Source organism: Streptomyces sp. WY228, from assembly GCF_019287315.1.
Classification (GTDB): Bacteria; Actinomycetota; Actinomycetes; order Streptomycetales; family Streptomycetaceae; genus Streptomyces; species Streptomyces caviscabies.
On the sequence record NZ_CP079114.1, the window covers coordinates 389,948 to 415,620 of the forward strand.

24 protein-coding genes and 1 riboswitch are annotated in these 25,673 nt (G+C 73.5%); of the genes, 10 read left to right on the top strand and 14 right to left on the bottom strand.

Annotated elements, in window-relative coordinates; all coding sequences use genetic code 11:
* Positions 1-160 precede the first annotated feature (160 nt).
* From KV381_RS01650 to KV381_RS01685, 8 genes are all read left to right on the top strand, one after another.
* On the top strand, positions 161-1,042 hold the full coding sequence (locus tag KV381_RS01650) for an RNA polymerase sigma factor SigF (RefSeq protein ID WP_030630316.1): 882 nt from the start codon (positions 161-163) through the stop codon (positions 1,040-1,042).
* Between the two features lie 138 nt (positions 1,043-1,180).
* Complete coding sequence (locus tag KV381_RS01655; RefSeq protein WP_218784303.1) at positions 1,181-2,083, top strand: TetR/AcrR family transcriptional regulator; 903 nt, start codon at positions 1,181-1,183, stop codon at positions 2,081-2,083.
* 90 nt (positions 2,084-2,173) lie between these two features.
* A complete protein-coding gene (locus KV381_RS01660; RefSeq protein WP_030082469.1) occupies positions 2,174-3,067 on the top strand; it encodes a 3-keto-5-aminohexanoate cleavage protein in 894 nt (297 codons plus the stop codon).
* Positions 3,068-3,120: 53 nt separating this feature from the next.
* Complete coding sequence (locus KV381_RS01665; protein WP_218784304.1) at positions 3,121-4,131, top strand: 3-hydroxyacyl-CoA dehydrogenase NAD-binding domain-containing protein; 1,011 nt, start codon at positions 3,121-3,123, stop codon at positions 4,129-4,131.
* A complete protein-coding gene (locus KV381_RS01670; RefSeq protein ID WP_256995004.1) occupies positions 4,128-4,691 on the top strand; it encodes a thioesterase family protein in 564 nt (187 codons plus the stop codon). Before KV381_RS01665 ends, KV381_RS01670 begins: the two co-directional genes overlap by 4 nt.
* Positions 4,692-4,859: 168 nt before the next feature.
* On the top strand, positions 4,860-6,221 hold the full coding sequence (locus KV381_RS01675; RefSeq protein ID WP_218784305.1) for a bifunctional o-acetylhomoserine/o-acetylserine sulfhydrylase: 1,362 nt from the start codon (positions 4,860-4,862) through the stop codon (positions 6,219-6,221).
* Positions 6,218-7,429, top strand: a complete 1,212-nt coding sequence (locus KV381_RS01680) for a homoserine O-acetyltransferase (RefSeq protein WP_218787163.1) — start codon at positions 6,218-6,220, stop codon at positions 7,427-7,429. Before KV381_RS01675 ends, KV381_RS01680 begins: the two co-directional genes overlap by 4 nt.
* Positions 7,430-7,445: 16 nt before the next feature.
* Positions 7,446-8,699, top strand: coding sequence for a sulfite oxidase (locus KV381_RS01685; protein ID WP_218784307.1), 1,254 nt, complete (start codon positions 7,446-7,448; stop codon positions 8,697-8,699).
* A gap of 5 nt (positions 8,700-8,704) precedes the next feature.
* Here KV381_RS01685 and KV381_RS01690 read toward each other — a convergent pair whose 3' ends face one another.
* Positions 8,705-9,373 carry an adenosylcobinamide amidohydrolase gene (locus KV381_RS01690; RefSeq protein WP_050495664.1) on the bottom strand — a complete coding sequence of 223 codons (669 nt, stop codon included), beginning with the start codon at positions 9,371-9,373 and terminating at the stop codon, positions 8,705-8,707.
* 299 nt (positions 9,374-9,672) lie between these two features.
* On the opposite strand from KV381_RS01690, the gene KV381_RS01695 reads away from it, so the two are divergent.
* Complete coding sequence (locus KV381_RS01695; protein ID WP_218784308.1) at positions 9,673-10,719, top strand: PRC and DUF2382 domain-containing protein; 1,047 nt, start codon at positions 9,673-9,675, stop codon at positions 10,717-10,719.
* 147 nt (positions 10,720-10,866) lie between these two features.
* Here the strand turns inward: KV381_RS01695 and KV381_RS01700 are convergent, their stop codons facing one another.
* The 12 genes from KV381_RS01700 to KV381_RS01755 all read right to left on the bottom strand — a co-directional run bounded on the left by KV381_RS01700 (position 10,867) and on the right by KV381_RS01755 (position 24,183).
* Positions 10,867-11,652: an ABC transporter ATP-binding protein gene (locus KV381_RS01700; RefSeq protein WP_218784309.1), complete on the bottom strand. Its 786-nt coding sequence runs from the start codon at positions 11,650-11,652 to the stop codon at positions 10,867-10,869.
* A complete protein-coding gene (locus tag KV381_RS01705; protein ID WP_086778261.1) occupies positions 11,649-12,734 on the bottom strand; it encodes an iron ABC transporter permease in 1,086 nt (361 codons plus the stop codon). Before KV381_RS01705 ends, KV381_RS01700 begins: the two co-directional genes overlap by 4 nt.
* Complete coding sequence (locus tag KV381_RS01710; protein WP_218784313.1) at positions 12,731-13,777, bottom strand: ABC transporter substrate-binding protein; 1,047 nt, start codon at positions 13,775-13,777, stop codon at positions 12,731-12,733. The genes KV381_RS01705 and KV381_RS01710 overlap by 4 nt, the downstream gene beginning before the upstream one ends.
* A 59-nt stretch (positions 13,778-13,836) precedes the next feature.
* A riboswitch (cobalamin riboswitch) is annotated at positions 13,837-14,024 on the bottom strand.
* A gap of 112 nt (positions 14,025-14,136) precedes the next feature.
* On the bottom strand, positions 14,137-15,360 hold the full coding sequence (locus KV381_RS01715) for a beta-ketoacyl synthase (RefSeq protein ID WP_030630285.1): 1,224 nt from the start codon (positions 15,358-15,360) through the stop codon (positions 14,137-14,139).
* Positions 15,357-15,632: an acyl carrier protein gene (locus KV381_RS01720; RefSeq protein WP_030082444.1), complete on the bottom strand. Its 276-nt coding sequence runs from the start codon at positions 15,630-15,632 to the stop codon at positions 15,357-15,359. Before KV381_RS01720 ends, KV381_RS01715 begins: the two co-directional genes overlap by 4 nt.
* A 115-nt stretch (positions 15,633-15,747) precedes the next feature.
* Complete coding sequence (locus KV381_RS01725) at positions 15,748-17,760, bottom strand: acyl-CoA dehydrogenase (protein ID WP_208635414.1); 2,013 nt, start codon at positions 17,758-17,760, stop codon at positions 15,748-15,750.
* Positions 17,761-17,834: 74 nt separating this feature from the next.
* The gene (locus KV381_RS01730) at positions 17,835-19,091 is read right to left on the bottom strand and encodes a beta-ketoacyl synthase (protein WP_218784314.1); all 1,257 of its coding nucleotides are present in this window, start codon (positions 19,089-19,091) and stop codon (positions 17,835-17,837) included.
* Positions 19,075-20,109, bottom strand: coding sequence for a beta-ketoacyl-ACP synthase 3 (locus tag KV381_RS01735; RefSeq protein ID WP_218784315.1), 1,035 nt, complete (start codon positions 20,107-20,109; stop codon positions 19,075-19,077). Before KV381_RS01735 ends, KV381_RS01730 begins: the two co-directional genes overlap by 17 nt.
* A 181-nt stretch (positions 20,110-20,290) precedes the next feature.
* Positions 20,291-21,223: a carbohydrate kinase gene (locus tag KV381_RS01740; protein ID WP_218784316.1), complete on the bottom strand. Its 933-nt coding sequence runs from the start codon at positions 21,221-21,223 to the stop codon at positions 20,291-20,293.
* A gap of 246 nt (positions 21,224-21,469) precedes the next feature.
* Positions 21,470-22,849 carry an MFS transporter gene (locus tag KV381_RS01745; protein ID WP_218784317.1) on the bottom strand — a complete coding sequence of 460 codons (1,380 nt, stop codon included), beginning with the start codon at positions 22,847-22,849 and terminating at the stop codon, positions 21,470-21,472.
* Positions 22,846-23,523, bottom strand: coding sequence for a helix-turn-helix domain-containing protein (locus KV381_RS01750; protein ID WP_030082434.1), 678 nt, complete (start codon positions 23,521-23,523; stop codon positions 22,846-22,848). The genes KV381_RS01745 and KV381_RS01750 overlap by 4 nt, the downstream gene beginning before the upstream one ends.
* Before the next feature lie 90 nt (positions 23,524-23,613).
* Complete coding sequence (locus tag KV381_RS01755; protein WP_030082432.1) at positions 23,614-24,183, bottom strand: PadR family transcriptional regulator; 570 nt, start codon at positions 24,181-24,183, stop codon at positions 23,614-23,616.
* Positions 24,184-24,338: 155 nt separating this feature from the next.
* On the opposite strand from KV381_RS01755, the gene KV381_RS01760 reads away from it, so the two are divergent.
* Positions 24,339-24,764 (top strand): nuclear transport factor 2 family protein, encoded by a 426-nt coding sequence (locus KV381_RS01760; protein ID WP_030082431.1) that lies wholly within the window; start codon positions 24,339-24,341, stop codon positions 24,762-24,764.
* A 10-nt stretch (positions 24,765-24,774) separates the two neighbouring features.
* On the opposite strand, the gene KV381_RS01765 is transcribed toward KV381_RS01760, so the two are convergent.
* Complete coding sequence (locus tag KV381_RS01765) at positions 24,775-25,647, bottom strand: ABC transporter substrate-binding protein (protein WP_218784318.1); 873 nt, start codon at positions 25,645-25,647, stop codon at positions 24,775-24,777.
* Between the last annotated feature and the right edge of the window lie 26 nt (positions 25,648-25,673).

Sequence of the window (25,673 nt, forward strand, 5' to 3'; positions counted from 1 at the left end):
CTTCCATGACGGCGCCTCAGAGCCGAACCCCGCCTGTTTTCGGCCAACTCGCGCCGTGTGGCCAGATCAACTCCCTCCGCCGCGCATGAGCGCCGTACCCCTGGGAAGGCGAACAGGCCTCAGGGCCTACGAAACCAGGAACCAGGGAGCGTGAAGCGACATGACCGTGCACAGCGCGCAGACCGCGCGGACGGCCGGTACGGAGCGGGCGGGCGCCGCCGAGGAGCTTCCGTGGATCGAGGACGCCGGGAAGATCGCCCCGATGGACGCGCGCCGGCTCTCTCGTCTCTTCTTCGACCGCCTCCAGGTCCTGGAGGAGGGCACGCACGAGTACCAGTACGCGCGCAACACCCTCATCGAGATGAACCTGTCCCTCGTCCGCTTCGCCGCCAACCGCTTCCGCAACCGGGGCAGCGGCGACATGGAGGACATCGTCCAGGTCGGCACCATCGGGCTGATCAAGGCGATCGACCGCTTCGACCTCTCGCGGGAGGTCGAGTTCACGTCGTTCGCCGTGCCGTACATCGTCGGGGAGATCAAGCGGTTCTTCCGTGACACGAGCTGGGCGGTCCATGTGCCGCGTCGGCTCCAGGAACTGCGGGTCGATCTCGCGAAGGCGAAGGAGTCCCTGGCGGGCGACCTCGACCGGGATCCCACGGTGCGGGAGCTGGCACAGGACCTGGGGATCGAGGAGTCCGAGGTCACGGAGGGAATCGTCGCCTCCAACGGCTATACGGCGGGCTCCCTGGACATGCCGACCGACACCGCGGAGGCCGGGCCCGGCCAGCACTCCGGGCGCACCTTCGCCGATGTGCTGGGCGAACCGGACCCGGCCATGGAGACCGTGGAGAACCTCCACGCCCTCGCGCCCCTGCTGGACGAACTCGACGAGCGGGAGCGCCGGATCATCGACATGCGCTTCGGGCAGGAGATGACCCAGGCGCAGATAGGCGCGGAGCTCGGGATCTCGCAGATGCATGTGTCCCGGCTGCTGAGCCGGATGCTGGGCAAGCTGCGGAACGGGATGCTCACCCAGGAGTGACCCGGCCGGCGCGAGCCGGGAATGGGGCGTTGCGGTTCTGACTGATGCATCAGTCAGAACCGCAACGCCCCTTCTTCATAGCGTGACGGCTTCTGCTGGTGTTGAGGTTTTCTCAACACATGGCTACGGTGGTCGACCATGCAGCAGGACGAGGTGGCCGCACGGGTCCGACAGGTGATCGACGCGGCGGGCGTGAGCGCCCGCGAGTTCGCGCGGCGGATCGTCATCGACCCGTCGAAGCTGTCCCGCTCCCTGAACGGCACACGTCGCTTCACCGCCGCCGAACTGGCCCGGATCGCGGACATCGGCGGCGTCGACGTCGGTCTGCTGATCGGTGCGGCGGGCACGGCCGACCCGGCAGGCGGCACGGCGGGCGGCGCGGCATCAGCGGTGTCGCCCGCGCGTTCCCCGTCGGCCCCTCGCCCGGCGCCGCCCTCGCCCGAGGGCGGCAGGCCGCTGCAGATCGTGCGCGAGACCGTCCGGCTGATCGCCGAGCGCGGGTTCCATGCCGTGCGGGTCGCGGACATCGCCGCGGCCTGCCGCACCAGCACGGCCGCGATCCACTACCACTTCCCCGGCCGTGACGAGCTGCTCGAAGCGGCGGTCCGCTGGTGCATGGACGAGGACACCCGTCGCCGTGCCGACGCCACGGCCGGTACCCGTCACGCCGGGGACGAACTGCGCCTGCTGATCGAGCTCCAGACGCCCCGCACCGAGCAGCAGCGGCGGCAGTGGTGCGTCTGGCTCGACCTCTGGGCCGAGGCCGCCCGGTCCACCACGGTCGGACGGCTCCACGTGGAGTACTACCGCCAGTGGCGCGGGACGGTCGCGGAGGTCATCCGTCGCGGCGTCGAGCAGGGTGTGTTCCGTCCGGTCGACGTGGACGGCGCGGCCCTCGCCCTCACCGCGCTGATCGACGGCCTGGCCTCCCAGGTCCTGGCCACCGAGCCCGGCTCCCCGGGCACCGGCGCACAGTCCATGCACGACGCGCTGATCGCCCACGTGGACGCCTGCCTGACCGCGCCCGACCCCAGCCGCTGACTCCGCCTCGTCCCCCTCGTATCCCCTGGTCCCCCCGAGCCCCCGAACCCCCGAACTCCCCCGAACTCCCCCGAGAGGAGACGTTTTCGTATGCCCGTGAACCAGGACGTCATCATCACCTGCGCCCTCACCGGAGCCGGCGACACCGTCGGCCGCAGCCCCCATGTCCCGGTGACGCCCGCGCAGATCGCCGCCTCCGCCGTCGAGGCCGCCGGCGCCGGGGCGGCCGTGGTCCACATCCACGTCCGTGAGCCGGAGACCGGCGCGCCCTCCCGCGATCCCCGCCTCTACCGGGAGGTCGTGGAACGGATCCGGGAGACCGGCACCGATGTGGTCATCAACCTGACCGCCGGAATGGGCGGTGACCTCGTCATCGACCCGGAGGCCCCGCTCCGTCAGCTGCCGGGCACCGACCTGGTCGGCGGTCTCGACCGGCTGCCCCACGTCGAGGATCTGTTGCCGGACATCTGCACCCTGGACTGCGGTTCGCTCAACTTCGGCGACGGCAGCAACCTCTACGTCTCCACCCCCGACATGCTGCGCACCGGCGCGAAGCGCATCCAGGAACTCGGGGTCCGCCCCGAGCTGGAGATCTTCGACACCGGGCAGCTGTGGTTCGCCAAGCAGCTCCTCGCCGAGGGGCTGCTCGACGACCCCACGGTCTTCCAGCTCTGCATGGGCATTCCGTGGGGCGCGCCCGCCGACCCGGGCGTCCTCCAGGCGATGGTCACCATGCTTCCGCAGGGCGCCCAGTGGGCGAGCTTCGCGCTCGGCCGGATGCAGATGCCCTGGGTCGCCCAGTCGATCCTGCTCGGCGGACACGTCCGGGTCGGTCTGGAGGACAACCTCTATCTGGGCAAGGGCGTCAAGGCCACCAACGGCCAGTTGGTGGAGCGCGCCGTGCGGATCACCGAATCGCTGGGTTCCCGGGTCGCCACGCCGGACGAGGCGCGCGAGAAGCTCGGCCTGCGCCCGCGCGCCTGATCGCCCCCGTTCCACTCCCCCTCCCTTTCCCCCACCTTCCCGGAGTGCTGCCCATGACTGTCACCCCCTCCCCTGCCCCCACCGACGGCCCCGCCGCCCCCTGCGCCCCGGAGGACGTACGCCGTGTGGCGTGCGTCGGTGCCGGGGTGATCGGCGGTGGCTGGGCCGCCCATTTCCTCGCCCGTGGTTACGACGTCACCGCCTGGGACCCGGCCCCCGACGCCGCCGACCGGCTCCGTCGACTGGTCGCCGCCGCCTGGCCCGCGCTGGAACAGCTCGGCCTGGCCGATGGAGCGTCGCAGGACCGGCTCACCGTCACCGCGACCCTCGAAGAGGCCGTGGCCGAGGCCCAGTTCGTCCAGGAGAGCGCCCCGGAGAAGCTGGAGCTGAAGCGTGATCTGCTGGCCCGGCTGGACGCCGCCACGCCCGCCGGTACGGTGATCGCCTCGTCGACCTCCGGCTATCCGATGACCGACATGCAGACCGAGGCCGCCGACCCCGGACGGCTCGTCGTCGGACACCCCTTCAACCCGCCCTACCTCATCCCGCTGGTCGAGGTCGTCGGCGGTGACCGGACCGCGCCCGCCGCGGTCGAGTGGGCATCGCGCTTCTACGCCGTCGCGGGCAAGTCCGTGATCACCATGGACCGCGAGGTGCCCGGCTTCATAGCCAACCGGCTCCAGGAGGCCCTGTGGCGCGAGGCCCTGCACATGGTCGCCAACGGAGAGGCGACCGTACAGGAGATAGACGCGTCGATCACGGAGGGGCCGGGGCTCCGCTGGGCCGTGATGGGTCCGATGCTCACGTTCGCGCTCGCGGGCGGCGAGGGCGGGATGGCCCATATGCTCGACCACTTCGGCCCGTCGCTGAAGTCGCCCTGGACCCGGCTCGAAGCACCCGAACTGGACCGTGCCCTGTACGAGGCGGTGGTGGCCGGCTGCGAGGAGGCGGCGGACGGCCGGAGCATCGCCGATCTGGTGGCCGAGCGGGACCGCGGCGTGATCGACGTGCTGCGGGCCACGGGCCGGCTGCCCCGGTCCGCCGAGGAGGCGGCGACCCGATGAGCGAGCACACGCGTTCCGAGGGCACCGACCACGTGGACACCCATCCCGAGGACGACACCGTGCAGGACACCGCCACCGGCCTTCCCCTCTCCCGCAGCACCGTGCGGCCCGAGTGGATCGACTACAACGGCCATATGAGCGAGGCGTTCTACGTCCTCGTCTTCGGGTACGCCACCGACGCGATGATGATCGAGACCGGTCTGCACGCCGGCTACCGGGAGCGCACCGGCTGCTCGCTCTACACCGTCGAGTCGCATCTGCGCTATCTCCGCGACGTGCCCGAGGGCGCCCATCTCGTCGCCCGCACCCGCCTGTTGGGGGCGGACGCGAAGAAGGCGCGCTTCTGCCACGAGCTGTACGTGGTCGACGCGCCGGACGACGTACCGGAGCCGGAGGCCGCCCCGGTGGCCACGAGCGAGCTGCTGGCGCTCCATGTGGACCAACGCGCAGGCCGCACCGCCCCGTTCCCGGATTCCGTACGGGAACGGCTGACCGCACTCGTCGAGCCGGCGCCCGAGTGGGCGGGCCGCTCGATCACCGAGGTGCCGGCGGCCCGCTGAGCGGACGGTGGTTCCGGGGCCGCCGCATGGCGGCCCCGTTGCCGCCGTGTTGCGGGGGATGACGGGCCGTTGCGGGTTCGTGGCCAAGCGGGCGACACGCTTCCGAGGGGACGGAGCGCGTCCTACGGTCCGAATTCAGCCCGTCACCGCCCCCGTGCGAGGTACCACATGAGCCAGCCCCTCGACTCCGTCACCGCAGGCCACACCCCCGAGGACCAGAACCGGCAGGACCCCGGCGCCGCCTGGTCGTTCGAGACCAAGCAGATCCACTCCGGCGCGGCCCCGGACCCGACGACCGGCGCCCGCGCGGTGCCGATCTACCAGTCGACGTCCTTCGTCTTCCGCGACACGAAGCACGCGGCCGACGTGTTCTCGCTGGCCGAGCCCGGCAACATCTACACCCGCATCCACAACCCCACCCAGGACGTCCTGGAGCAGCGCATCGCCGCTCTGGAGGGCGGGGTCGCGGCTGTGGCCCTGGCCTCGGGGCAGGCCGCCGAGACGCTGGCGATCCTGACGCTGGCCGGGGCCGGGGACCACATCGTCTCCTCCCCCTCGCTGTACGGCGGCACCTACAACCTCTTCCGCCACACGCTTCCCCGCTTCGGCGTCGAGGTGACGTTCGTCGAGAACCCGGAGGACCTGGAGTCGTGGCGGGCCGCCGTCCGGCCCAACACCAAGGCCTTCTTCGCCGAGACGCTCGGCAATCCGCGCGGCGACGTGCTGGACGTCAGGGCCGTCGCGGACACCGCGCACGAGGCCGGGGTGCCGCTGATCGTCGACAACACCGTGCCGACGCCCTTCCTGCTGCGGCCGATCGAGCACGGCGCGGACATCGTGGTCCACTCGGCGACCAAGTTCCTCGGCGGACACGGAACGACGATCGGCGGCGTGGTCGTGGACGCCGGTACGTTCGACTTCGGGGCGCACGCCGACCGCTTCCCCGACTTCCAGGAGCCCGACCCGAGCTACCACGGACTGCGCTACTGGCCCGACCTGGGCCCGAGCGCGTTCGCGGTGAAGCTCCGGGTGCAGCTGCTGCGCGACCTGGGCCCCGCCCTCGCGCCGCACTCGGCGTTCCTGCTGCTCCAGGGCATCGAGACGCTCAGCCTCCGGCTGGAGCGGCACACCTCCAACGCGCTGGAGCTCGCCCGCTGGCTGGAGCGGCGCGACGAGGTGGCGACCGTCCACTACGCGGGTCTGGAGTCGAACCGCTGGTACGAGGCCGGGCAGCGCTATCTGCCGCGCGGGGCCGGGGCCGTGCTGGCCTTCGAGCTGACGGGCGGAGCCGAGGCGGGGCGGCAGTTCGTGGACGCCGTCGGGCTGTTCAGCCACCTCGCCAACATCGGTGACGTACGGAGCCTGATCATCCACCCGGCCTCCACCACCCACAGTCAGCTCACCGAGGAGCAGCTCGTCGCCACCGGCGCGACGCCCGGGCTGGTGCGGCTGTCGGTGGGGCTGGAGAACGTGGACGACCTCAAGGCGGATCTGGAGGCGGGGTTCCGGGCCGCGAAGGCGGCGTCCTGAACCGTACGGCCGCGCACCGCGCACTCCCCCTCGCGCCGGCCTCCGGCGGCCGGCGCGAGGGGGACCCGCCCGGTCGTCGCCGCTGGGCGGCGATCGAGGATCCGCTGCCCCTGGAGTCCGGGGTCCGGCTGCCGGGGGTGCGCCTGGCCTACGAGACCTGGGGGCAGCGGGCGGCGGACGGCTCCAACGCCGTGCTGGTGCTGCACGCGCTGACGGGCGACAGCCATCTCGCCGGGCCGGCGGGGCCGGGCCATCCGACGCCCGGCTGGTGGGACGCGCTGGTCGGTCCGGGCCGGGCGCTCGACACCGACCGCTGGTTCGTCGTCGCGCCCAATGTCCTGGGCGGCTGCCAGGGCAGCACCGGTCCGTCCTCCGTCGGGCCCGACGGCACACCGTGGGGGTCCCTCTTCCCGTATCTGAGCGTGCGGGACCAGGTGACGGCCGAGGCGGCGCTCGCCGACGCGCTGGGCATCGACCGGTGGGCGGCCGTCGTCGGCGGGTCGATGGGCGGCATGCGGGCCCTGGAGTGGGCGGTCAGCAGGCCCGGGCGGACCGGATCGCTGCTCGTGCTCGCCGCCCCGGCCGCCGCGTCCGCCGATCAGATCGCCTGGGGTTCGGTGCAGATCGCCGCGATCCGCTCCGACCCGGGGTGGCGGGGCGGCGACTACCACCGGGCGTCCCCGGGCGAGGGCCCGCACCGGGGCCTCGGGCAGGCGCGCCGCATCGCCCACATCACCTACCGCGGCGAACCCGAGCTCGACGCCCGCTTCGGCGGCCGCCCGCAGCCCGGGGAGGAGCCCGCGCACGGCGGCCGCTACCGGGTGGAGTCCTACCTCGACCACCACGCGGACAAGCTGGTCCGCCGGTTCGACGCGGGGAGCTATGTGACGCTCACCGAGGCGATGAACGGGCACGACGTCGGCCGGGGCCGGGGCGGGATCGCCCGTGCGCTGCGCCGGGCGGACATGCCCGCCCTGGTCGCGGGGGTGGACTCGGACCGGCTGTATCTCCTGGTGCAGCAGGAACGGCTGGCGGCGCTGCTCCCGGGGGCGGACGCGTCGCGCACCATCGTCTCGCCCTGCGGGCACGACGGTTTCCTCATCGAGACGGAGCAGGTGGGCAGCCTCGTACGGGAGTTGCTCGCCCCGCTCCCGCAGCCCCGTACCGCACCCGACCCCGTCCCCACCCCCACGTCACCCCTGACCTGACCCACGAGGAGTTTCCATGAGCCCGGTGCCGACCGAGGACGCCTACGACCGGATACGGATGCGGCAGTGGTCCCGGGGCCGGGCACGCTCCGCCGGGATCGAGCGCCGCGATCTGCTGAAGCTGGTCGCGGCCGCCTCCGCCGCCGTACCGCTCGCCTCGGTCGCCGCACCGGCGCGGGCGGCCGACGGGCTGCCCGGGGTGGTCAAGCCGTTGCCGCCGGAGCTGTTCACGCTGCGCGGCACCAACGCGGAGACGAACTTCGGCGCCCTGCGGGACACCGGTCTGCTCACCCCCGCCGACCGTTTCTTCGTCCGCAACCACACCGCCACCCCGCGCATCGACCGGGCCGGCTGGAAGCTGACGGTGTGGGGCGACGGGCTGCGGGGCGGCCCGGTGGACTTCACGTTCGCCGATCTGCTGGCCCTGCCCCCGGTGACCCGGACCGCGTTCGTGGAGTGCGCGGGCAACGGGCGCAGCTACTTCACCTCGCAGCAGGGCCAGCCGGTCAGCGGCACGGCGTGGACCCTCGGGGCGATCGGAACGGCGCGCTGGCGCGGGGTGCGGCTCGCGGACGTCCTGCGCCGGGCGGGGATCGGGCGGCACGCGGTGGACGTGTTGCCGCGCGGCCTGGACGCGGAGGTCGTCACCGACGGGGTGAACCTGGGGCGGGTGCGCCGCCCGCTGCCCGTGGCGAAGGCGCTGGACGACGTGCTGCTCGCGTACGAGATGAACGGCGAGCCGCTGCCGCCCGACCACGGCCACCCGGTCCGGCTGATCGTGCCGTCGTGGGTGGGCATCGCCAACATCAAGTGGGTCGGCGACATCGAGGTGAGCGCCGAGCCGCTGCTCACGCCGTGGAACACCGGCCTCTACCGGCTGTTCGGTCCCGGGTATCCGCCCGAGGGAAGCGCGCCGCTGACCCGGCAGACGCTGAAGAGCGCCTTCGAGCTCGCCCCCGGCGCCTCGTTCCGCGCCCACCGGCGTGCGCTGCTGACGGGGCGTTCCTGGTCGGGCGGTGCGCCCGTGCGGGCCGTGGAGGTCAGCACCGACGGCGGTACGCACTGGCGGACGGCCCGGCTGCGGGACGAGCCGAGGGCCGGGAGCTGGGTGCGCTGGACGGCCGACTGGGTGCCGAGGGAGCGGGGTCCCGCCGTGCTGCTGGCGCGGGCGAGCGACCGTTCGGGACGCAGGCAGCCGGTGACCACCGCGCACAACACCCAGGGCTATCTGTTCGACGCGGTGGTGCGGCACCCGGTGACGGTGGTCTGACCCGGTCACGCGGCCGGGCGGGCTCCCGCCAGTACGGCCGTGTGGACGGCGCGGGCGATCCGCGCGCCCCAGGTGGAGCGGGGTCCGGCGAAGGGTTCGCCGCCGTCGGGCCCCGGTTCGGGGGCGGCGACGCACACGGCGTCGGTGGGGGTGCCCGAGCAGTCGAGTCCGGCGTCCAGAAGGGCCTGGACCTTGGCCTCGGTGGCGGTGGCGACGGCGTTGACGAGGGCGGCGTCGGAGAGCGCGACGGGAAGGGTGACGACGATGTTGACCGTGCCGGGCCGGAACGAGGGCGCCCGGCCGTCGTCGGGGGCCGCCGCCCAGCCCCGTACACCGAGGCCCGCCGTGACGGTCGCCGTGACACCGCCGTCGTGGCCGGTCGTGTACGCGGCGACGTCGGCGGCGGTCATCAGCCCGGCGCCCGGTCCGGTGAGCCCTTCCGCGGCGGCGATCTCGGCGAGGTGGCGGTCCGGGTCGAGGCGCGGGTAACCGCCGGGGACCTGGGCGTTGAGGATCCAGGCGCGGGGGCCGATGCCGCCGCCGAGCACCGCGCTGCTGCAGACCCGGACACCGGGCCCCAGCCGCCAGAGGAGGTGGTGGATGCGGTGCCCGTCCTCGTGCCGGTCGCGCAGTTCGCCGCGTTGCGCGGGCAGCCGGACGCGTACGGAAGAGATGGCGCACCCCTGGTGGCTCGGCGGGTCGGCTGATTCGGCAGGTCGGCGGTGGTCCGTCGTACGGCCGCCGCGGTCCGCCGATCATATGCGGGACCTGCGGCATCACCCGTTTGGCCTAACCGGTTTCGGAGCGGCCCGGCACCGCCGCACGGGGCCAAGGCCCCGCACCGGGCCTTCGGGGACCTTGATCCGGGCAAGCGGGCGGTTGCAACGTGCATGCGGGTGAGGCGCGATGGAATCCGGACGCGCCACCTCCGGTGGAGCCAACCACAGGGCGTGCCCAAGAGGAGGAATCGGTTATGGGAGCCGCTGACGGTTTCACGGATTCCGGAGAACTCGACGGTCTGACCGTGTACGACAACGACGGCGAGAAGGTCGGCAGTGTGGGCCGGGTGTACGTCGACGACGACACCGGCAAGCCCGACTGGGTCACGGTCAAGACCGGCCTGTTCGGTATGAAGGAGAGCTTCGTCCCGCTCGCCGGAGCCCGTCGAGTGGGCTCCGACCTGCACGTCGCCCATCCGAAGGACAGCGTCAAGGACGCACCGCGGGTGGACGCGGACGCACACCTCTCCGTCGCGGAGGAGGAGGAGCTGTACCGGCACTACGGCCTGACCAGGAAGTCCGGCAACCTCGGTGACAACCGGTCGGCCGGCATGGACGCGCCGACCACCGCCGGGACCGGGGCGATGGGCGCGGCCGGTGCCGCGGGTGCGGCAGGCGCGGCCGGAACGGCCCCCGGAGCCAAGGCCACCGGGAAGGCGACCACCACCGGGACGAGCGCCGGGATGGCCGGCGCGGGAACGACAGGAGCTGCGGGCATGGCAGGAGCAGGCAGCGGTACGGGCAGGCACCGCGACACGGACGCCGCCACCACGGGACGCCCGCTGGCGGGCGCCGGAGCGGGCACGTCCCGGGCGGCCGACATGAGCGGCAAGGAGGAGATGATCCGCTCCGAGGAGCAGCTGCACGTCGGCAAGGAGGAGTACGAGAGCGGCAGGGCGCGGCTGCACAAGTACGTGGTGACCGAGGAGGTCACCCGGACCGTGCCCGTCTCCCACGAAGAGGTACGCGTGGTCCGCGAACCGCTCCAGCCCGGCGAGAAGACCGCCGGGACGACGGACCTCGGTGAGCAGGACGTCGAGATCACGCTGCACGCGGAGCGCGCCACCGTGCGCAAGGAGGCCGTGCCGGTGGAGCGGGTCCGGCTGGAGACCAACCGGGTCACCGAGCAGAAGGAAGTCTCCGCCGAGATCCGCAAGGAGAAGATCGACTACGCGGACGGCAAGGACATGGGCACCGGCAAGGACACCGGTGGCGAGTTCGGCCAGGGGCGACGCCGCTGACCAGCACCTCCTCAGGTGGCCATACGGCCGCTCCCACGTCCTCGGCCGCCGGGCGGACTCGTACACGGGTCCGCCCGGCGGGCTGTCCGGGCCCGGCCGGTACACCGGTCCGGCCGGTGCGACGCGACCGCGAGGACCGTACGGCGCTCAGCGGCGCGGCAGGAACCGTACCGAGGGGCGTCCGTCGGGGCCTTCCGGGGTGACGACCGCCCGGACCCCGTAGACGTCCTCGATGAGTTCGCCGGTGATGACCTCGGCCGGGGTGCCGCCCGCGACGACCCGGCCGGCCTTCATCACGGTGATCCGGTCGCAGAACATCGCGGCGAGGTTGAGGTCGTGCAGCGCGACGACGCTGGTGACGGGGAGTTCGGCGACCAGGGCGAGCAGGTCCAGCTGGTGCTGGATGTCGAGGTGGTTCGTCGGTTCGTCCAGGAGGAGTTCGCGGGGCTGCTGGGCCAGGGCCCGGGCGATCTGGACGCGTTGGCGTTCGCCGCCGGACAGGGTGTGCCAGGACTGGCCGGCCCGGTCCGTGAGCCCGGTGCGCCGCAGCGCCTCGGCGACGGCGTCCTCGTCGGTGCGGTCGGGGGCGGACCAGGCGCGGCGGTGCGGGATGCGGCCGAGGCGTACGACGTCGAGGACGCTGAGGTCGACCTGGGTGACCGCGTGCTGGTCGACGACCGCGATCCGGCGGGCGACGGTGCGGCGGCCGAGGCCGGCGAGGGGGTTCCCGTCCAGGGTGACGACACCGGTGGCCGGGGCGAGGAGGCCCGCGAGGATCCGCAGCAGGGTGGACTTGCCGGAGCCGTTGGGGCCGATGAGTCCGACGGTGGAGCCGGGCGGCGGGGCGATGTCCACGCCGTCGAGGATGAGCCGGCCGCCCGCCTCCCGGCCGACCCGTTCGGCCCGCAGGCCGCCGTTGCCGAGGAGGCTCATGACGTGCTCCGGGTGCGGTACAGGACGAGGACGAAGGCGGGGACGCCGATCAGCGCGGTGACGACGCCGACCGGTACCTCCTGCGGGTCCAGGACGGTCCGGGCGAGGGTGTCGACCCACACCAGGAAGACCGCCCCGGCGAGCGCGGTGACCGGGAGGAGACGCCGGTGCCCGGAGCCGGTGAGGGCGCGGGCCGCGTGCGGCAGCACCAGGCCGACGAAGCCGATCGCCCCGGCCGCGCTGACCAGGGCGGCGGTCAGCAGGGCGGTGGTGCAGAGCAGCACGATCCGGGTGCGGGCGACGTTCACGCCGAGCGCGGCGGCGGCGTCCTGCCCGAAGGCGAAGGCGTCGAGCGTACGGGCGTGGGCCAGGCAGACCACCAGGCAGACGGCGAGCACCGCGGAGCAGAGGGCGACCTCGCTCCAGCCGACGCCGCTGAGCGAGCCGAGGAGCCAGAACAGCACCCCGCGGGTCTGTTCGGCGTCGGCGGAGGTCATCACGACGAAGGAGGTGAGGGCGGAGAAGAGCTGCATCGCGGCGACGCCGGAGAGGACGACCCGGTCGGTGGAGCCGCCGAGGGTGTGGCTGAGCAACAGCACCAGGGCGAACGAGCAGATGGCCCCGGCGAACGCCCCGGCCGACAGCGACACCGCTCCCCCGCCGACCCCGAGGACGACCACCACGACCGCCCCGGTCGAGGCTCCGGAGGAGACGCCGAGGACGAAGGGGTCGGCGAGCGGGTTGCGCAGCAGGGACTGCATCACCGTGCCGCACACCGCGAGCCCCGCGCCGCACACGGCGGCGAGGAGGGTGCGGGGCATCCGGAGGTTCCAGATGATGCCGTCCCGGATCGGGCTGAGGTCACCGGCGCCGAACCCGAGGTGCGCGGCGACGGCGGACCAGACGTCGGGCACGGAGATCCGGGCGGGCCCGATGGTCACGGCGACCGCGACGGAGGCCAGCAGGAGGAGCAGGCCGCCGCTCCGGAGCAGCACGGTGAGCGGCGCGCCGCGCCGGGCGGGGCGGGTGGCGGCAGGCGGCGGGTCGGCCGCCTTCACGGCAGTACGGCTATCGGCGCTCACCCCGCGAGCCCGAAGTCGCGCAGCCCGGCCGCGACGCGCTCCAGGCCCTCGACGGTCCGGATGGTGGGGTTCATGGCCTGGCCGCTGAGCAGTACGTAACGGCGGTTCCTGACGGCGTCCATCGTCTTGGTGACCGGGTTGGACTCCAGGAACTCGATCTTCTTCTCGGCGCTCTCGGCGGTCTGCGTCGTACGGCTCAGGTCGCCGATGACCAGGACGTCGGGGTTGCGGTCGGCGACGGTCTCCCAGCTGATCTGGGGCCATTCGTCGTGGGTGTCGTCGAAGACGTTCTTCGCGCCGAGTTCCTTGGTGATGACGCCGGGGGCGCCGCAACAGCCCGCGAGGTAGGGGGCCTTGGAGTCGGAGAACCAGTAGAGGAGGGAGGCCTTGGATCCGTCGACGCCTTCGGCGGCCTTCGCCACCCGTTCCTGGAGTTTCTTCACCAGGGCGTCACCGCGCTCGGGGACGCCGAACACCTGGGAGAGTTCCCGGACTTCGGTGTAGACGCTGTCCATGGTCAGGGGCGCGGTGCGGGCTCCGTCGCCGCTGCCGCTGTTGTCCTTGCCGACGCAGTCGGCGGGCGAGATGTAGGTCGGGACGCCGAGCTTCTCGAACTGTTCGCGGGGTGCGACGCCGCCCTTGGCGAGGGTGGAGGTGAAGGAGGCGGAGAGGAAGTCGGGTTCCTTGTCGAGGACCTTCTCCGAGGAGGGCCGGTTCTCCGATATCCGCTCGACGCCGGCGTTGGCCTTCTCCAGGCCCTTCATGACCGGGTCGCTCCAGGTGGCGGTCCCGGCGAGCCGGTCGGCGAGCCCGAGCGAGAGCAGGATCTCGGTCGACCCCTGGTCGACGGAGACGGCCCGCTGGGGCGGGGCCTTCACCGTGACGGTGCGCCCGCAGTTCTCGATGGTGAGCGGAAAGCCCTTGGTCTTCTTCCCGTCGGCGGCCCCGGTGCTTTCGCCCCCGCCGCAGGCGGTCAGCAGGAGGAGTCCCGCCGCGAGCAGGGCGGCGGTACGTATCGGGGCGGGGGTGGCCGTGGACAGCACGAAGGACCTCTGTGTCTCTGGGCCCAGCCGCGGAGCCCGTCGTACGGTTCCCGTGCCCCGGTGCGGGCGCGGGCGCCAGCAGGTCTTCGGACTCGGGTTCGTCCGGGCGGGACGCCTTCCCGGAGCAGGTGGGTGCTCCAGTGGCCGTGGCCCCGCCCGTCCCCCTCACCGCTGCGCGTCAGTTCCGGTCTCGCACCGGATTCCCTGACCCCGTCGCTGGGGTTCGACTGGCCCCGGCAAGCTATCACGCGGCTTACCACAGATCAGACGCGGTGCGGCGGGCCGCCGGGCGCGGGGCCGGTGCGGCGCGGGATCGGCCCGCCGCACCGGCCCGGACAGACTTAGGGCGTGTCCGGCGGTTACGGAGCCTGGAGGGCGATCACCGCGTTCTGGCCGCCGAAGCCGAAGGAGTGGCTGACGGCCCGCCGTACGGGCACCTCGCGCGGGGCCTTGGTGACGCAGTCGATGTCGAACCCGGGCTCGGGGGCGTCCAGGTTCGCGATCGGCGGGATCATCCCGTGCTGGAGCGTGAGGATCGTCAGGCCCGCCTCGATGGCGCCGGCCGCGCCCATGCAGTGGCCCAGTACGCCCTTGGGGGCGGTGACGGGCGGCCGGTGCGGATAGGCCCGGCCGATGAGGGCGGCCTCGGTGGCGTCGTTGAGGGGGGTCGACGTCCCGTGGGCGTTGACGTGGTCGACGTCCTCGGGCCGCCAGCCCGCGTCGCGGAGCGCGCCGTCGACGGCCGCCCGCGCCACGTCCCCGGAGGGGTGGGGGCTGGTGGGGTGGTGGGCGTCGGTGGTGGCGCCGGTACCCGCGATCAGCGCCCGGGGGGAGGCGCCTCTGGCCCGGGCGTCCTCGGCCCGCTCCAGGACCATGACGGCCGCGCCCTCGCCCATGACGATCCCGGCCCGGTCGGCGGCGAAGGGCCGGCAGAGGCGGGCGGGGTCGCCGTCCCGCTGTGCCGCCGCGCCGGAGCGGGCGAAGCCGGTCATCGCGACCGGGAACACGATGGACTCGGTGGCCCCGGCGATGGCGATGTCGCAGTGGCCCAGCGTCAGCATGTCGCGGGCCACGGACAGGGCGGTCACCCCGGACGAGCAGGCCGTGCAGGGGGCGAGGCTGGGTCCGGTGGCCTTCATCCGGATGGCGATCTCGGCCGCGGGCATGTTCGGGATGGTCAGCAGGATGCCCGAGGGCGAGGTGGCCTCGGGGCCGCGCCGCTCCAGGGCGACGGCCTGTTCGGTGAGTCCGGCGGATCCTCCGCTGCTGGTGCCGACCACGACGGCGACCCGGGTGCCGTCCCAGTGCTCGGGGTCGAGCCCGGCGTCGGCGACCGCCTCCCGGGCGGCCAGGACGGCGAACTTGACGTAGCGGCCCATCCGGAACGCGGTCCGGCCGCCGACCGCGTCGTCGAGGTCGATGCCGGAGACCGTGCAGGCGAAGTCGACAGCGCAGCCGTGCAGTTCGGGGACGGTGCGGGCGGGTGACTCCCCGGCGCAGACTCCGTCCCAGGTGGTGTCGGTGGTGTGGCCGACCGGGGTGATCATGCCGAGCCCCGTGACGGCGATGGCGGGTCGCTTCATCGGGTGTTGCTCACCGGCACCGTGGCATCGGCCGCCGCGCTGCCGACGGCCGCGTCGATGTACGCGGAGATGTCGGCCAGCGTGGCGTCCTTGTACAGCTTCTCCGAGTCGGCGTCGACGCCCAGCGTCTCCTTGATGATGACGGCGAACTCGGCGACCGCGAGCGAGTCCATCTCCAGGCTGTCCATCGTGGACTCCGGCAGGATCTCGGCAGCGGGCACCTTGAAGGTCCCGGTGAGTACCTCGGTGATCTTGGGGTGGATGGTCTTCATGGCGATTCCTCTCATCGGTGTTTCATCGGCGTCTGGCCGGCTCGGGTTCTCCCGTACGGCGGGTAGGCGAACGCAGCGACCCACCGCTCCGAATAACTGGATGACGATCTTCCGGTTACGCCTTGGGGCGAACCGATTCGTCTACGCTCACCTGCGGCTTCTCGAACCATCGGGAGAGCATCGAGGTGGTTCCCCAGTACGCCAGCAGGACCCCGCGGGCGCCGAGCGCGGCCACCTTCTCGCGCAGCGGACGCCTCCTGCTGCCGCAGTTGGGCCGCTTGAATTCGGCCGCGCGGCCCCGGATGCCCGCCCTGCGGCCCCGGTGCCAGGGCCCCTCGGGGTCGTCGTAGACGTCCGCGTACCCGGGTCCGGCGATCGGCCAGTCCGACATCAGGCGCTCGGGAAGGGCGAAGGACCCGACCAGGGCGGGGGTGTGCGCGGCCACGGCGGCGATCGCCCGCTCCACCGTGTCGGGCAGAAAGGTGACCTGATCGGCGGTCAGCCGTCCGGTGGCGAGCAGGTCGCCGCTGTTGCGGGCGATCCACTGGAGTGCGAAGAGCCTGCGCAGCTCGGTCAGCCGCTCGCGCGCCTCGCCCTCGGGCAGGGCGGCGACGGCCTCGGCGTACGCCTCGTCCGCCTGCCGGCAGGCGTAGGCCTCGACGCCGCGCAGCGCGGCCGGGGAGGCGGCGTTCCAGCGGCCGAGCGGGTCGCCGGGCGGGGCGGCGCTCATCCGTTCCCGGGCCCGGGCGAACCAGAGGTTCTCCAGGGCCGCGACGAGCCGGCCGAGGAAGGCGGGGTCGTCGAGCTCGCCGGGTCCGTCGTCGGCGTCCGCCTCCCCGGCGGTGGCGCTGAACAGCATCTCGGCGGCGGCCTTGGCGTGCACGGCGAGGTTGTCGCCCTCGGCGGTGATCGCGCCCTCGATGCCGGTGAACAGTTCGGTCATGCCGTTGTTCTCCAGGAGCCCCTGGGCGCCGCACCGTTCACGGCATTCGACGATGACGCCGCGCGCCTGCCAGGTGATCCACCCCTTGGCGACGGCCACCAGGCGCTCCGCCTCGTCCCGGTCGGCCTCCGGGGCCGACTCCCAGCGGTCCAGGGCCCTGCGGTGCAGCAGGCTCATCGCGTAGACGGTGGCCATCGCCCCGGCCAGCGGCCCGTGATGGGTGCGGTGCGCGTACACCGGAACCTGTTGCGCGGCGCGCGATCCGGAGATCATCCGGTGACCGGCGTAGCGCACGGCGATGGCCAGGGTGACCCGGGCGGAGCCGACCGCGCAGGCGCTCATGGAGAGCTTGCCGGGGGTGACCCGGCCGATGGAGGTGAGGAACCGCCTTCTGCGGTTGGGGATTTCGCTGTGGAAACGGCCGTCGTCACCGATCCGCCCCTGCGGTCCGGCGAGCAGCGCGTCGCGCGGGACGAAGCAGTGGTCGAAGGAGGTCAGGCAGTGGTCGACCGGGGAGCCCATCCGGGCGGGCAGCCGCCGCACCCGGACGCCGGGCAGGGCGCGGTGGGCGTCGGTGAGCGGGGTGAGGAAGAGGAAGACCCCGCGGTCGGCGCCGTCGACGAGCAACCGGGCCGCCACCACACCGGACTTGGGGCCTCCGGCGGGGCTGGTGTTGGGCATGAACTTCTGCGCCCCGGCGTGCGGAGTATGCAGGACGAAGCCGTCGCGTCCCGGGTCGTACGTCGCGGTGGTCTCGACAGCCGCCGCGTCGTTGCCGTGCGCCACCTCCGTACAGAGGAAGGTGCCGACGCGCCGCAGGGCGAGGAAGTCCGACATGTCGCGCAGCGTGTCCGCGTCGTGGTCGAGGAGGCTGCCGAGGAAGAGGTTGTAGTGGATGCCCGCCACGGTGGTCAGTGCCGGGTCGGCGGGGCCGAGCCATTCGTGCAGGGCGGCCAGCGCGCGGGGGTCGGCGGCCAGTCGCGCGCCGCTGTCGAGCGCGTTGTTGAGGATGCGCATCCGGTGATAGGAGAGGGCGAGTCGTTCGTCGGGGGTGCCGCCACCGGGGCGGCGAAACGGTTCTGTTGTGAGCAGCCGCCGCCAGAAGCCGTGTTCCTGGCGGAAGTTCGGTCCGAAGAGCACTGCGGTGAGCAGTTCGTTCGTGGACGGCGGGGCCGCGTCGTTCATCATGACGGTCACAACACAGTAACGATCAAGGAACGGCGAGGACACCCCCCGCCGTCCCGAAATGCCCCCGTTTATCAGGCGCGTTGGAAGGCGAGGGCGACGTTGTGGCCGCCGAAGCCGAAGGAGTGGCTCAGCGCCCGCTCGACCCGCTGGTGGCGGGGCTCCTTGGTCACGCAGTCGAGCGGGAAGGCGTCGGGGAGCGCGTCCAGGTTGGCGATCGGCGGAATGGCGGAACGTTCCAGCGTCAGGACGGTGGCCACCGCCTCGATCGCGCCCGCCGCCGCCAGGGTGTGCCCGACGACGCCCTTGGGCGCGGTCACCGGCGGACGGTGCGGGAAGAGCCGGGAGATGAGGGTGGTCTCCATGGCGTCGTTGAGGGGCGTGGAGGTGCCGTGGGCGTTGATGTGGTCGACATCGCGCGGCGCCCAGCCCGCCTGGCCGAGCGCCGCCTCGACCGCCCGCTGGGCGCCGTGCCCGTCGGGGGCTGGGGCGGTGGGGTGGTGGGCGTCCGTGCTGGAACCGGCCCCGGTGAGCAGGGCGCGCGGGCGGCCGCCCCGGGCCCGGGCCCCGGCCTCGCGCTCCAGGACGAGCATGGCCGCGCCCTCGCCGATGACGAAGCCGTCCCGGTCGGCGGCGAACGGGCGGGACGCGGCCGCCGGGTCGCCGGTGCGGGTGGACAGCGCGCCCATCCGGGCGAAGGCGGTGACCACCAGCGGGGTCAGCACCGATTCCGCGCCGCCCGCCACCACCACGTCGCAGCTGCCGCCGAGCAGCAGATCGCGGGCGACGGCGACGGCGGTGGCCCCGGAGGCGCAGGCGGTGGCGGGGGCGAGGCTCGGGCCGCCCGCCTTGAGCGCGATGGCGACCTCGCCCGCCGCCGCGTTGGGGATCATCATCGGGACCAGCAGCGGGGAGACCGCGTCGGGGCCCGAGGCCGCCAGCTTGGCCGCGTTGTCGACGAGTACGGAGACACCACCGACGCCCACGCCGAGCACCACGCCGACCCGGCCGCCGTCCCACCGTGCCGGGTCGAGGCCGGCGTCGGCGACGGCCTGCCGGGCGGCCACCAGGGCCAGCTTCACGAACCGGGCCATCCGCCACACCGAGCGGCCGCCCACCGCCGCGTCCAGGTCGATGCCGTCCACCGGACAGGCGAAGTCGACCGGCAGACCGGCCAGTTCCTCGCACCGCCGGGCGGTGGACTGCCCGGAGCACAGCCCCTCCCAGAAGCTGTGCTCGTCCGCCCCTGCGGGTGTCACCAGGCCGACCCCCGTCACCGCGATGGCGGTGCCGGTAGCGGCCTCGGTGCCCTGATCAGCGGGGAGCGACATGCTGTGTTCCTTCCGTAGTTTCCGTGGAAATGGTCTGCGGGGTCCCCGGCCAGCGAAGTGCCGCCGAACCCCAGGTCAGTCCGCCCCCGAAGGCGGTGAGCAGCACCCGGTCGCCGGCGCGGAGGAGGCCCCCGTCCACCGCGTCGGCCAGGGCCAGCGGGATGGAGGCGGCACCGGTGTTGCCGACCCGCTCCAGATGGGTGACGCAGCGCTGCGGCGCGATACCGACCCGCTCGGCGACGGCGTGCAGGATCCGGGCGTTGGCCTGGTGCGGCACGAAGCGGTCGACCTCGGCCGGGTCCCAGCCGACCCGGTCCAGAAGCGTCCGGCAGGAGCCGGTCATCCGCTCGACGGCGTGCTGGTAGACGGTGCCGCCCTGCATCCGGAAGAACGCGTCGCCCGGGCCCGGCGGCTTTCCGCTCGCCCGTGCGCGGGCCCCGCCGCCCGGGACGGTGATCAGCTCGTAGCCCGTGCCGTCGCTGCCCAGGTCGAACGCGAGCAGTTCCCCGGGGTCGCCGGAACGCCCGGCCGCCACCAGGGCGGCGCCCGCCCCGTCACCGAAGACGACGCCCGCCGAGCGGTCGGCCGGGTCGAGCCAGGTCGAGTAGACGTCGGCGCCGACCAGCAGGACCCGCCCGTAGAGGCCCGAGGTGACCAGCCCGTGGCAGACGGCCAGTCCGTAGACGAAGCCGCTGCACACGGCGGCGAGGTCGAGGGCCGGTACGGTGCCGAGCCCGAGCCGGGCCGCGAGCGCGGGGGCGGTGCCCGGACAGAGGTGGTCGGGGGTGGCGGTGGCGAGGACCACCGCGTCCACCCCGCCCGCCGCCGGAGCACGCGCCAGCAGCCGGGCGGCCGCCTCGTAGGCGAGGTCCCCGGTGGCGACGCCCTCGCCGGCGCGGTGCCGGCTGCCGATGCCGGTACGGCGGCGGACCCAGGCGTCGTCCACATCCCAGTCGGCGGGCAGCCGGTCGTTGCCGACCGGTTCCCCCGGCACCCAGCCCGCCACGCCCTCCAGCACCGCCGTGCGCGTCCCGGCCGCTAAGACGCCCGCCCGCGTCCCCGGCTCCGTACCGCTGTCGGCCGTCCGTCTCCTCGCCACCCGTTGCCCCGATCCCGTTGTCGTACTGCATCGGGTTGACGAACGGCGGAACGTCTCACGAGGGTGCGTTCGACTGCGCCGAACGGGTCATGACGAGGCGTCAGTTGTACGCCAGGGCTTCCCGGAGCTCGTCCGGCCCGGGCGGGTTGGCCCCGGCCCGCGAGACGGTCACGGCGGCGGAGGCCACCGCGTGACGCAGGACGTCGGCCACGGTGTCCCGGTCCACGGCGCGCAGCCGCTCGCGCGCGTCCGGGCCGAGAAGACCGTGTGCGGCCAGCGCGTGGAGCGTCCCGGACATGAACGCGTCGCCCGCGCCCACGGTGTCGGCGACGGTGACGGGCAGCGCTTCGACGGCTGCCCGGCCGCCGTCGAACAGGGCGAACGCACCCGCCCCACCCCGGGTGACGAGGACGAGCGCGGGCCCGGCGGCGAGCCACCGCTCGGCGACCCGCTCCACCTCCTCGCCCGGGTACAGCCACCGCAGATCCTCGTCGCTGGCCTTCACCACGTCGCTGAGCGCGACGCAACGCTCGACGCGGGCCACGGCCGGGGCCCGCTCGCCCATCAACTCGAGCCGCACATTGGGGTCGTAGCTGACGGTGGCACCGGCCCGCAGCGACTCCACAGCGGCCAGGACCGTCGCGGCCCCGGGCTCGACGACGGCCGCGATCGAGCCGGTGTGCACATGGAGCGGCGCCCGGTCGAGCGCCACCGGGCCCAGGGTCCAGTCGACGTCGAAGGTGTACGTGGCGTGCCCCTGGCCGTCCAGGGCGACGGCCGCCGACGGGGTGGGGCCGGTGGCGTCGTCGGTGCGGACCTCGACCCCGGCGGCGGTGAGATGGTCCCGGACGAGCCGCCCGTAGCCGTCCTGCCCCAACTGGGTGAGCAGGGTGGTGTCGTGGCCCAGGCGGGCCAGTCCGTACGCGACGTTCGCGGGGCTGCCGCCTGGGTGGACCCGGTCGGCCTCGCCCGGCAGCCGGACGATGTCGGCGACGCATTCGCCGATGACCAGCGCATCAAGTCGGTCGAGCATGGGGGTGGATCTCCTGGGGTGCCGTTGCGTGGGGTCGTGCGGGGTGGTGTCCGGAGCGATCGCGCTCCGAGGTTCGGGGGCGGTCGCTCCCCGAAGAACCGTCATGCCCGTGCGGCCGTAGCCATCGCTCCTGTCCGCACTCTGCCCGCGTTGTGCGGTTTCCGCAAAGATCGTTGCCCGCTCGACGGCGTGGACCGTGTGCCGTGCTCCCGCGCCGATCCGCTCGCCCGGCCGCCTCCGCGGTCCTCAGGGCGCGTCGTCCGCCAGGACGGCTCCGGCATCCGCCCGCGCGGCCGCGGCGGCCGGGAGCGGCGTGGCCTTCGCGGGCGCGGCGCGGCGGACCCAGAGCAGGGCTCCGGCCAGGACGACGGCGGCGGCCAGCAGCCAGGGCAGCGGGCCCGTGGGCAGGGTGCCGGCGACCAGGCCCGCGCCGGCGGCGACCAGTTGCAGGGAGAGCGACTGGACGGAGAGGGCGGTGGCGCGGCCGGAGGCGTCGACCCGGCGGTGCAGCAGGTCGTTCTCGTTGGGGCCCGCGGCTCCGAGGCCCAGGTACACCAGCCCGTAGCCGGTGACGGCGACCGCGGTGGCGAACGGGCTCATCGCGTGCGCGGTGAGGCCGAGCAGGGCCAGCCCCAGGGTCACCAGCCCGAGGCTCGCGAGCACAGCGCGCTCACTGCTGCCGGTCAACCGGGCGACGAGCGGGGCGAGTTGGCTGCCGAGGGCGGAGCACAGGAATCCGGCGCAGGCCAGCCCGGCGAAGACCAGGGCCCCTGATTCGGCGGTGCCCATGAGGGCGGCGGCCCGGCCCGGGGTGAGCAGTTCCACGGCGGCGAGCGCGGCCCCGGCGGCGCTCGCGGTCAGCAGGATCCGCCGGATCAGGGCGTCCCGGGCGCCGAGCCGGAGCCCGGCGGCGATGGCCGCGGGCACGCCGCCCACGACCCGGCGCAGGGTGGTCCGGGGCCGGGGCGGTTCGGGCAGGGCGCCGAGCACGTAGAGCACGAAGACGACCTCGATCAGCGCGCCGAGCAGGGCGGGCACGGAGAGCGGGATGACCAGGCCACCGGTCGTGTCGGCCAGCCACCGCCCCGCGCCGGGGGCGAGGCCGAGCAGCCAGGGCAGCCCGCCGCCGAGCAGGGTGCCGAGCGCGAGGGCGGCCGAGGTGGCGGAGCTGCCGCGCGCCAGGCCCGTACGGATATCGGCGTCGGGGCCGGCGTGGGCGTGGACGGTGTCGACGTACCAGGCCTCGGCGGGCCCGCTGGACAGGGCGCGGGCGAGGCCCATCAGCCCCATGCCGAGAACGATGGCCCAGGCCGCCGCGCCGAGGCCGATGAGGGTGAAGGCGGTGAGGTTGAGCAGCCCGGCGACGGCCAGGACGGGGCGTCGGCCGATGACGTCGGACAGTCCGCCGGTGGGCAGTTCCATCGCGGCGGCCGTGAGGGAGTGGACGGCGTAGAAGGCGGCGACGGCGGCGAGGCCCATGCCCCGTTCGGTGAAGAGGAGGACTCCCGTCGCGATGGACATGCTGATCGGGAGCCAGAAGAGGAAGGAGACCGTGACGAACCGGCGGCGCGCGGTCGCGCCGTCCAGGCCGTGACGGGTGGCGGCGGAGGCGGGCCTCCCGGTCATGAGGCGTCTCCGGCAGCGGTGGCGTCCGGGCCTGCGGCGTCCGTCGGCCCGGTTTCGGCGGAGATGTCCGTGCCGTCCCGACCGGTCACCGGGTCCGGGGCCAGCGGGAGTCCGGCGGTGAACAGCACGACCTGCTCGGCGCGGGGGTCTTCGGCGTCGCGGGCGGTCAGCTCGTCCATCTTCGCCTGGAGCACCTCCCACAGCTCGGCGAGCGATTCGGGGGTCAGCCTGAGCATGAAGTCGTTGGCGCCCGACGGCTCCTGCCACTCCTGGCTCAGCCGGCCGCTCTCGATGTCCGCCTCATGGCGGTCCAGCGACCGCTGGAGGTGCTCGATCTGACGGCGGTGCAGGACGCTGAGGACCGCGCTGCCGCCGGGGCTGCGGCGCATCGCCTCGTTGCTCCACGAGGTCATGTCGTGCACGGACTTCCAGCGCCGCTCCCGGCTGTCGCGGTGGTCGGCCTCGACGACGAACGCGTATTTGGCGAGCACCCGCAGGTGGTAGCTGGTGGAGGCCGAGGACTCCCCCGTCCTCACCGCGAGCTCGCTGGCGGTGGCCGGGCCGTGCTGCCGCAGCAGCCCGAGCAGGGTGAGGCGCAGGGGGTGGGTCAGGGCCTTGAGGGCGGCCCCGTCCTGTGCCGGATCGAGTACGCGACGACCGTCTTCGCTGTCCATGACCGCAGCGTAGAACGGGAGGAGCACTTTCCCAAAGTATTTTTGCAGAATATTTTTGGGAAACTCGATCGGGCGCCCGGGCGGCGGCCGTCAGACGTCGGCCCGGCCCTCCCTCCGCGCCCGCAGGACCCGCATCACGTCCCGGCACCAGTCACGGTTGGCACGTTCGAAGTCTCGCCCCCGGCGGCAGGTGAGATACGGGCCGACGCGTGCGCCGCGGAGCAGGAACTCCGCCTCGTCCAGGCCGCCGCGCATCCTGCGCAACTGCTCCTCGAACAGCGCCGCCTTGGCCTCGGCGAACGCATAGCGCTCGGTGAGCCGCTCGATCAGCACGTCGGCGTCGAGATGGTCGGCCGCCTGGACCTGGACCAGCAGGTCCTCCCGCAGGAACGCGGGCTTGGCGGCGGTGGACGCGAAGCTCTCCAGCTCGGCCAGCCCCTCATCGGTGACGCGGAACAGCCGCTTGTTGGGACGCGCCTCCTGGACGACCTCGCGCCCCGCGACCAGGCCTTCCTTCTCCAGCCTGGCCAGCTCCGCGTAGACCTGCTGCGGCAGCGCGTGCCAGAAGTTCGCGACGCCCGCCGCGAACGCCTTCGTGACCTGATAGCCGCTCAGCTCCTCGTCGAGCAGCGCCGCCAGCACCGCGTGGCGCAACGCCATCGGACCGCCTTTCCTCTGCGCCGTGTCCGGGTGACCCCCGCCCACGTCCACCCCTGTCCGGAACACCGAACCTCATGATAGTCATGAAAGTGACTAGTCACTTTCATGACTATGGAACGCGCCCCGGCAAGGGCGCACCTCATCGAGGAGGATCTATGACCACCGCAGTGGACCGCTTCCGTGCCGCCGTGGACAACCGCGACCTCGGCGCTCTGGACGATCTGTTCACCGAGGACATCCGGCTCTACAGCCCGGTGAAGTTCACCCCGTTCGAGGGCCGGCCGGCGGTGCTGGGGCTGTTCGGCGTCCTGCTGCGCACCTTCGAGGACTTCCGTTACGTCGGCGAGTTCGCGGGCGCCTCGCAGACGAGCGCCGACGGGTCCGAGGCCCCGTCGGCGGTCCTGCTCTTCCGGGCGACGGTCGGCGGCAAGGAGATCCACGGCATCGACCTGCTGCACCTGGCCGAGGACGGACGCATCAAGGAGTTCACCGTGATGGTCCGTCCGGCCTCCGCCGTCCAGGCGCTGGGCGAGGCGGTGCTCGCCGGACTGGTCGCCGACGGCCTGGTCCCCGCCCCGTAGGACCGGGGAATCAGCTCACCCGCGCCGCCTCCAGGGCGTCCGCGACCAGGCCCAGGAACCGGGCGTGGTCGCGGGGCCCGTAGAGGGGCTCGGGGTTCCACGGAACGACGGGCGTGAGCACGCCTTCACTCCCCCGCAGCTCCTCCAGCGGGGCGGCGTGGGCGCGGATGTCGGTCAGGATCACCTCGGGGCGCAGCGCGAAGGTGTCGGAGCGGTTCTGCGTGGACCAGTTGGCGCCCGGGCCCTCGGCCGGCTCCACGACCTGGACGCCCAGTTCGGTGAGCACGCGCAGCTCGGGCCACATTTTGGGGCGGGCGACATGCGCCTGGTCCGGGCCGGCCGGGGAGAGCGCGAGGACCCGGGGCGCGTCGCCGGACGTGGCGGCGACGACGGAGCGCAGCCGCTCCCGGGCGGCGGCCGGCTCCCGGTCCGCGCCCGGCCGTTGCGTGGCGCCCAGCGAGCGGGCCAGCGCGGCGAACCGGTCGCCGATCTCACCGAACGTACGGGCCTGGCTGACGTCGAGGACGACCACCGGCACCCGCTCCTCCAGCGGCTTGGCCGTCTCGGGGGCCAGCCCGTAGACATGGCCGCCGCCGTAGCTGACGGCCACCACGAGCTCCGGTCCGGTGCTCAGCAGCCGCTCGACGTCGAGAGCGGATCCCGCACCGACGTACTCGACCTCGTCCAGCGACAGGGTCCCGGTCTTCGCCGTGTCGGGGTCCGGTCCGTCGTGGTCGGAGCCGAATATGCCCACCGGCCGGATTCCGAGGTCCCACAAGGTGGCCCCGGCCTGCACATAGGCCAGCACCCGCACCGGCGGCCGGGGCGCCGTCGACTGCTGCCCCCGGTCGTCGGAGAACCGCCATTCGCTCTGTTCCGTCACGTCACACACGCCCCTCTGCCGCCGAC

Excerpts from the sequence above, each read along its gene's own strand:
- KV381_RS01650 (WP_030630316.1), top strand. The coding sequence starts at position 161 with ATGACCGTGCACAGCGCGCAGACCGCGCGGACGGCCGGTACGGAGCGG.
- KV381_RS01655 (WP_218784303.1), top strand. The coding sequence starts at position 1,181 with ATGCAGCAGGACGAGGTGGCCGCACGGGTCCGACAGGTGATCGACGCG.
- KV381_RS01660 (WP_030082469.1), top strand. The coding sequence starts at position 2,174 with ATGCCCGTGAACCAGGACGTCATCATCACCTGCGCCCTCACCGGAGCC.
- KV381_RS01665 (WP_218784304.1), top strand. The coding sequence starts at position 3,121 with ATGACTGTCACCCCCTCCCCTGCCCCCACCGACGGCCCCGCCGCCCCC.
- KV381_RS01670 (WP_256995004.1), top strand. The coding sequence starts at position 4,128 with ATGAGCGAGCACACGCGTTCCGAGGGCACCGACCACGTGGACACCCAT.
- KV381_RS01675 (WP_218784305.1), top strand. The coding sequence starts at position 4,860 with ATGAGCCAGCCCCTCGACTCCGTCACCGCAGGCCACACCCCCGAGGAC.
- KV381_RS01685 (WP_218784307.1), top strand. The coding sequence starts at position 7,446 with ATGAGCCCGGTGCCGACCGAGGACGCCTACGACCGGATACGGATGCGG.
- KV381_RS01695 (WP_218784308.1), top strand. The coding sequence starts at position 9,673 with ATGGGAGCCGCTGACGGTTTCACGGATTCCGGAGAACTCGACGGTCTG.
- KV381_RS01700 (WP_218784309.1), bottom strand. The coding sequence starts at position 11,652 with ATGAGCCTCCTCGGCAACGGCGGCCTGCGGGCCGAACGGGTCGGCCGG.
- KV381_RS01715 (WP_030630285.1), bottom strand. The coding sequence starts at position 15,360 with ATGAAGCGACCCGCCATCGCCGTCACGGGGCTCGGCATGATCACCCCG.
- KV381_RS01720 (WP_030082444.1), bottom strand. The coding sequence starts at position 15,632 with ATGAAGACCATCCACCCCAAGATCACCGAGGTACTCACCGGGACCTTC.
- KV381_RS01725 (WP_208635414.1), bottom strand. The coding sequence starts at position 17,760 with ATGAACGACGCGGCCCCGCCGTCCACGAACGAACTGCTCACCGCAGTG.
- KV381_RS01730 (WP_218784314.1), bottom strand. The coding sequence starts at position 19,091 with ATGTCGCTCCCCGCTGATCAGGGCACCGAGGCCGCTACCGGCACCGCC.
- KV381_RS01740 (WP_218784316.1), bottom strand. The coding sequence starts at position 21,223 with ATGCTCGACCGACTTGATGCGCTGGTCATCGGCGAATGCGTCGCCGAC.
- KV381_RS01745 (WP_218784317.1), bottom strand. The coding sequence starts at position 22,849 with ATGACCGGGAGGCCCGCCTCCGCCGCCACCCGTCACGGCCTGGACGGC.
- KV381_RS01750 (WP_030082434.1), bottom strand. The coding sequence starts at position 23,523 with ATGGACAGCGAAGACGGTCGTCGCGTACTCGATCCGGCACAGGACGGG.
- KV381_RS01755 (WP_030082432.1), bottom strand. The coding sequence starts at position 24,183 with ATGGCGTTGCGCCACGCGGTGCTGGCGGCGCTGCTCGACGAGGAGCTG.
- KV381_RS01760 (WP_030082431.1), top strand. The coding sequence starts at position 24,339 with ATGACCACCGCAGTGGACCGCTTCCGTGCCGCCGTGGACAACCGCGAC.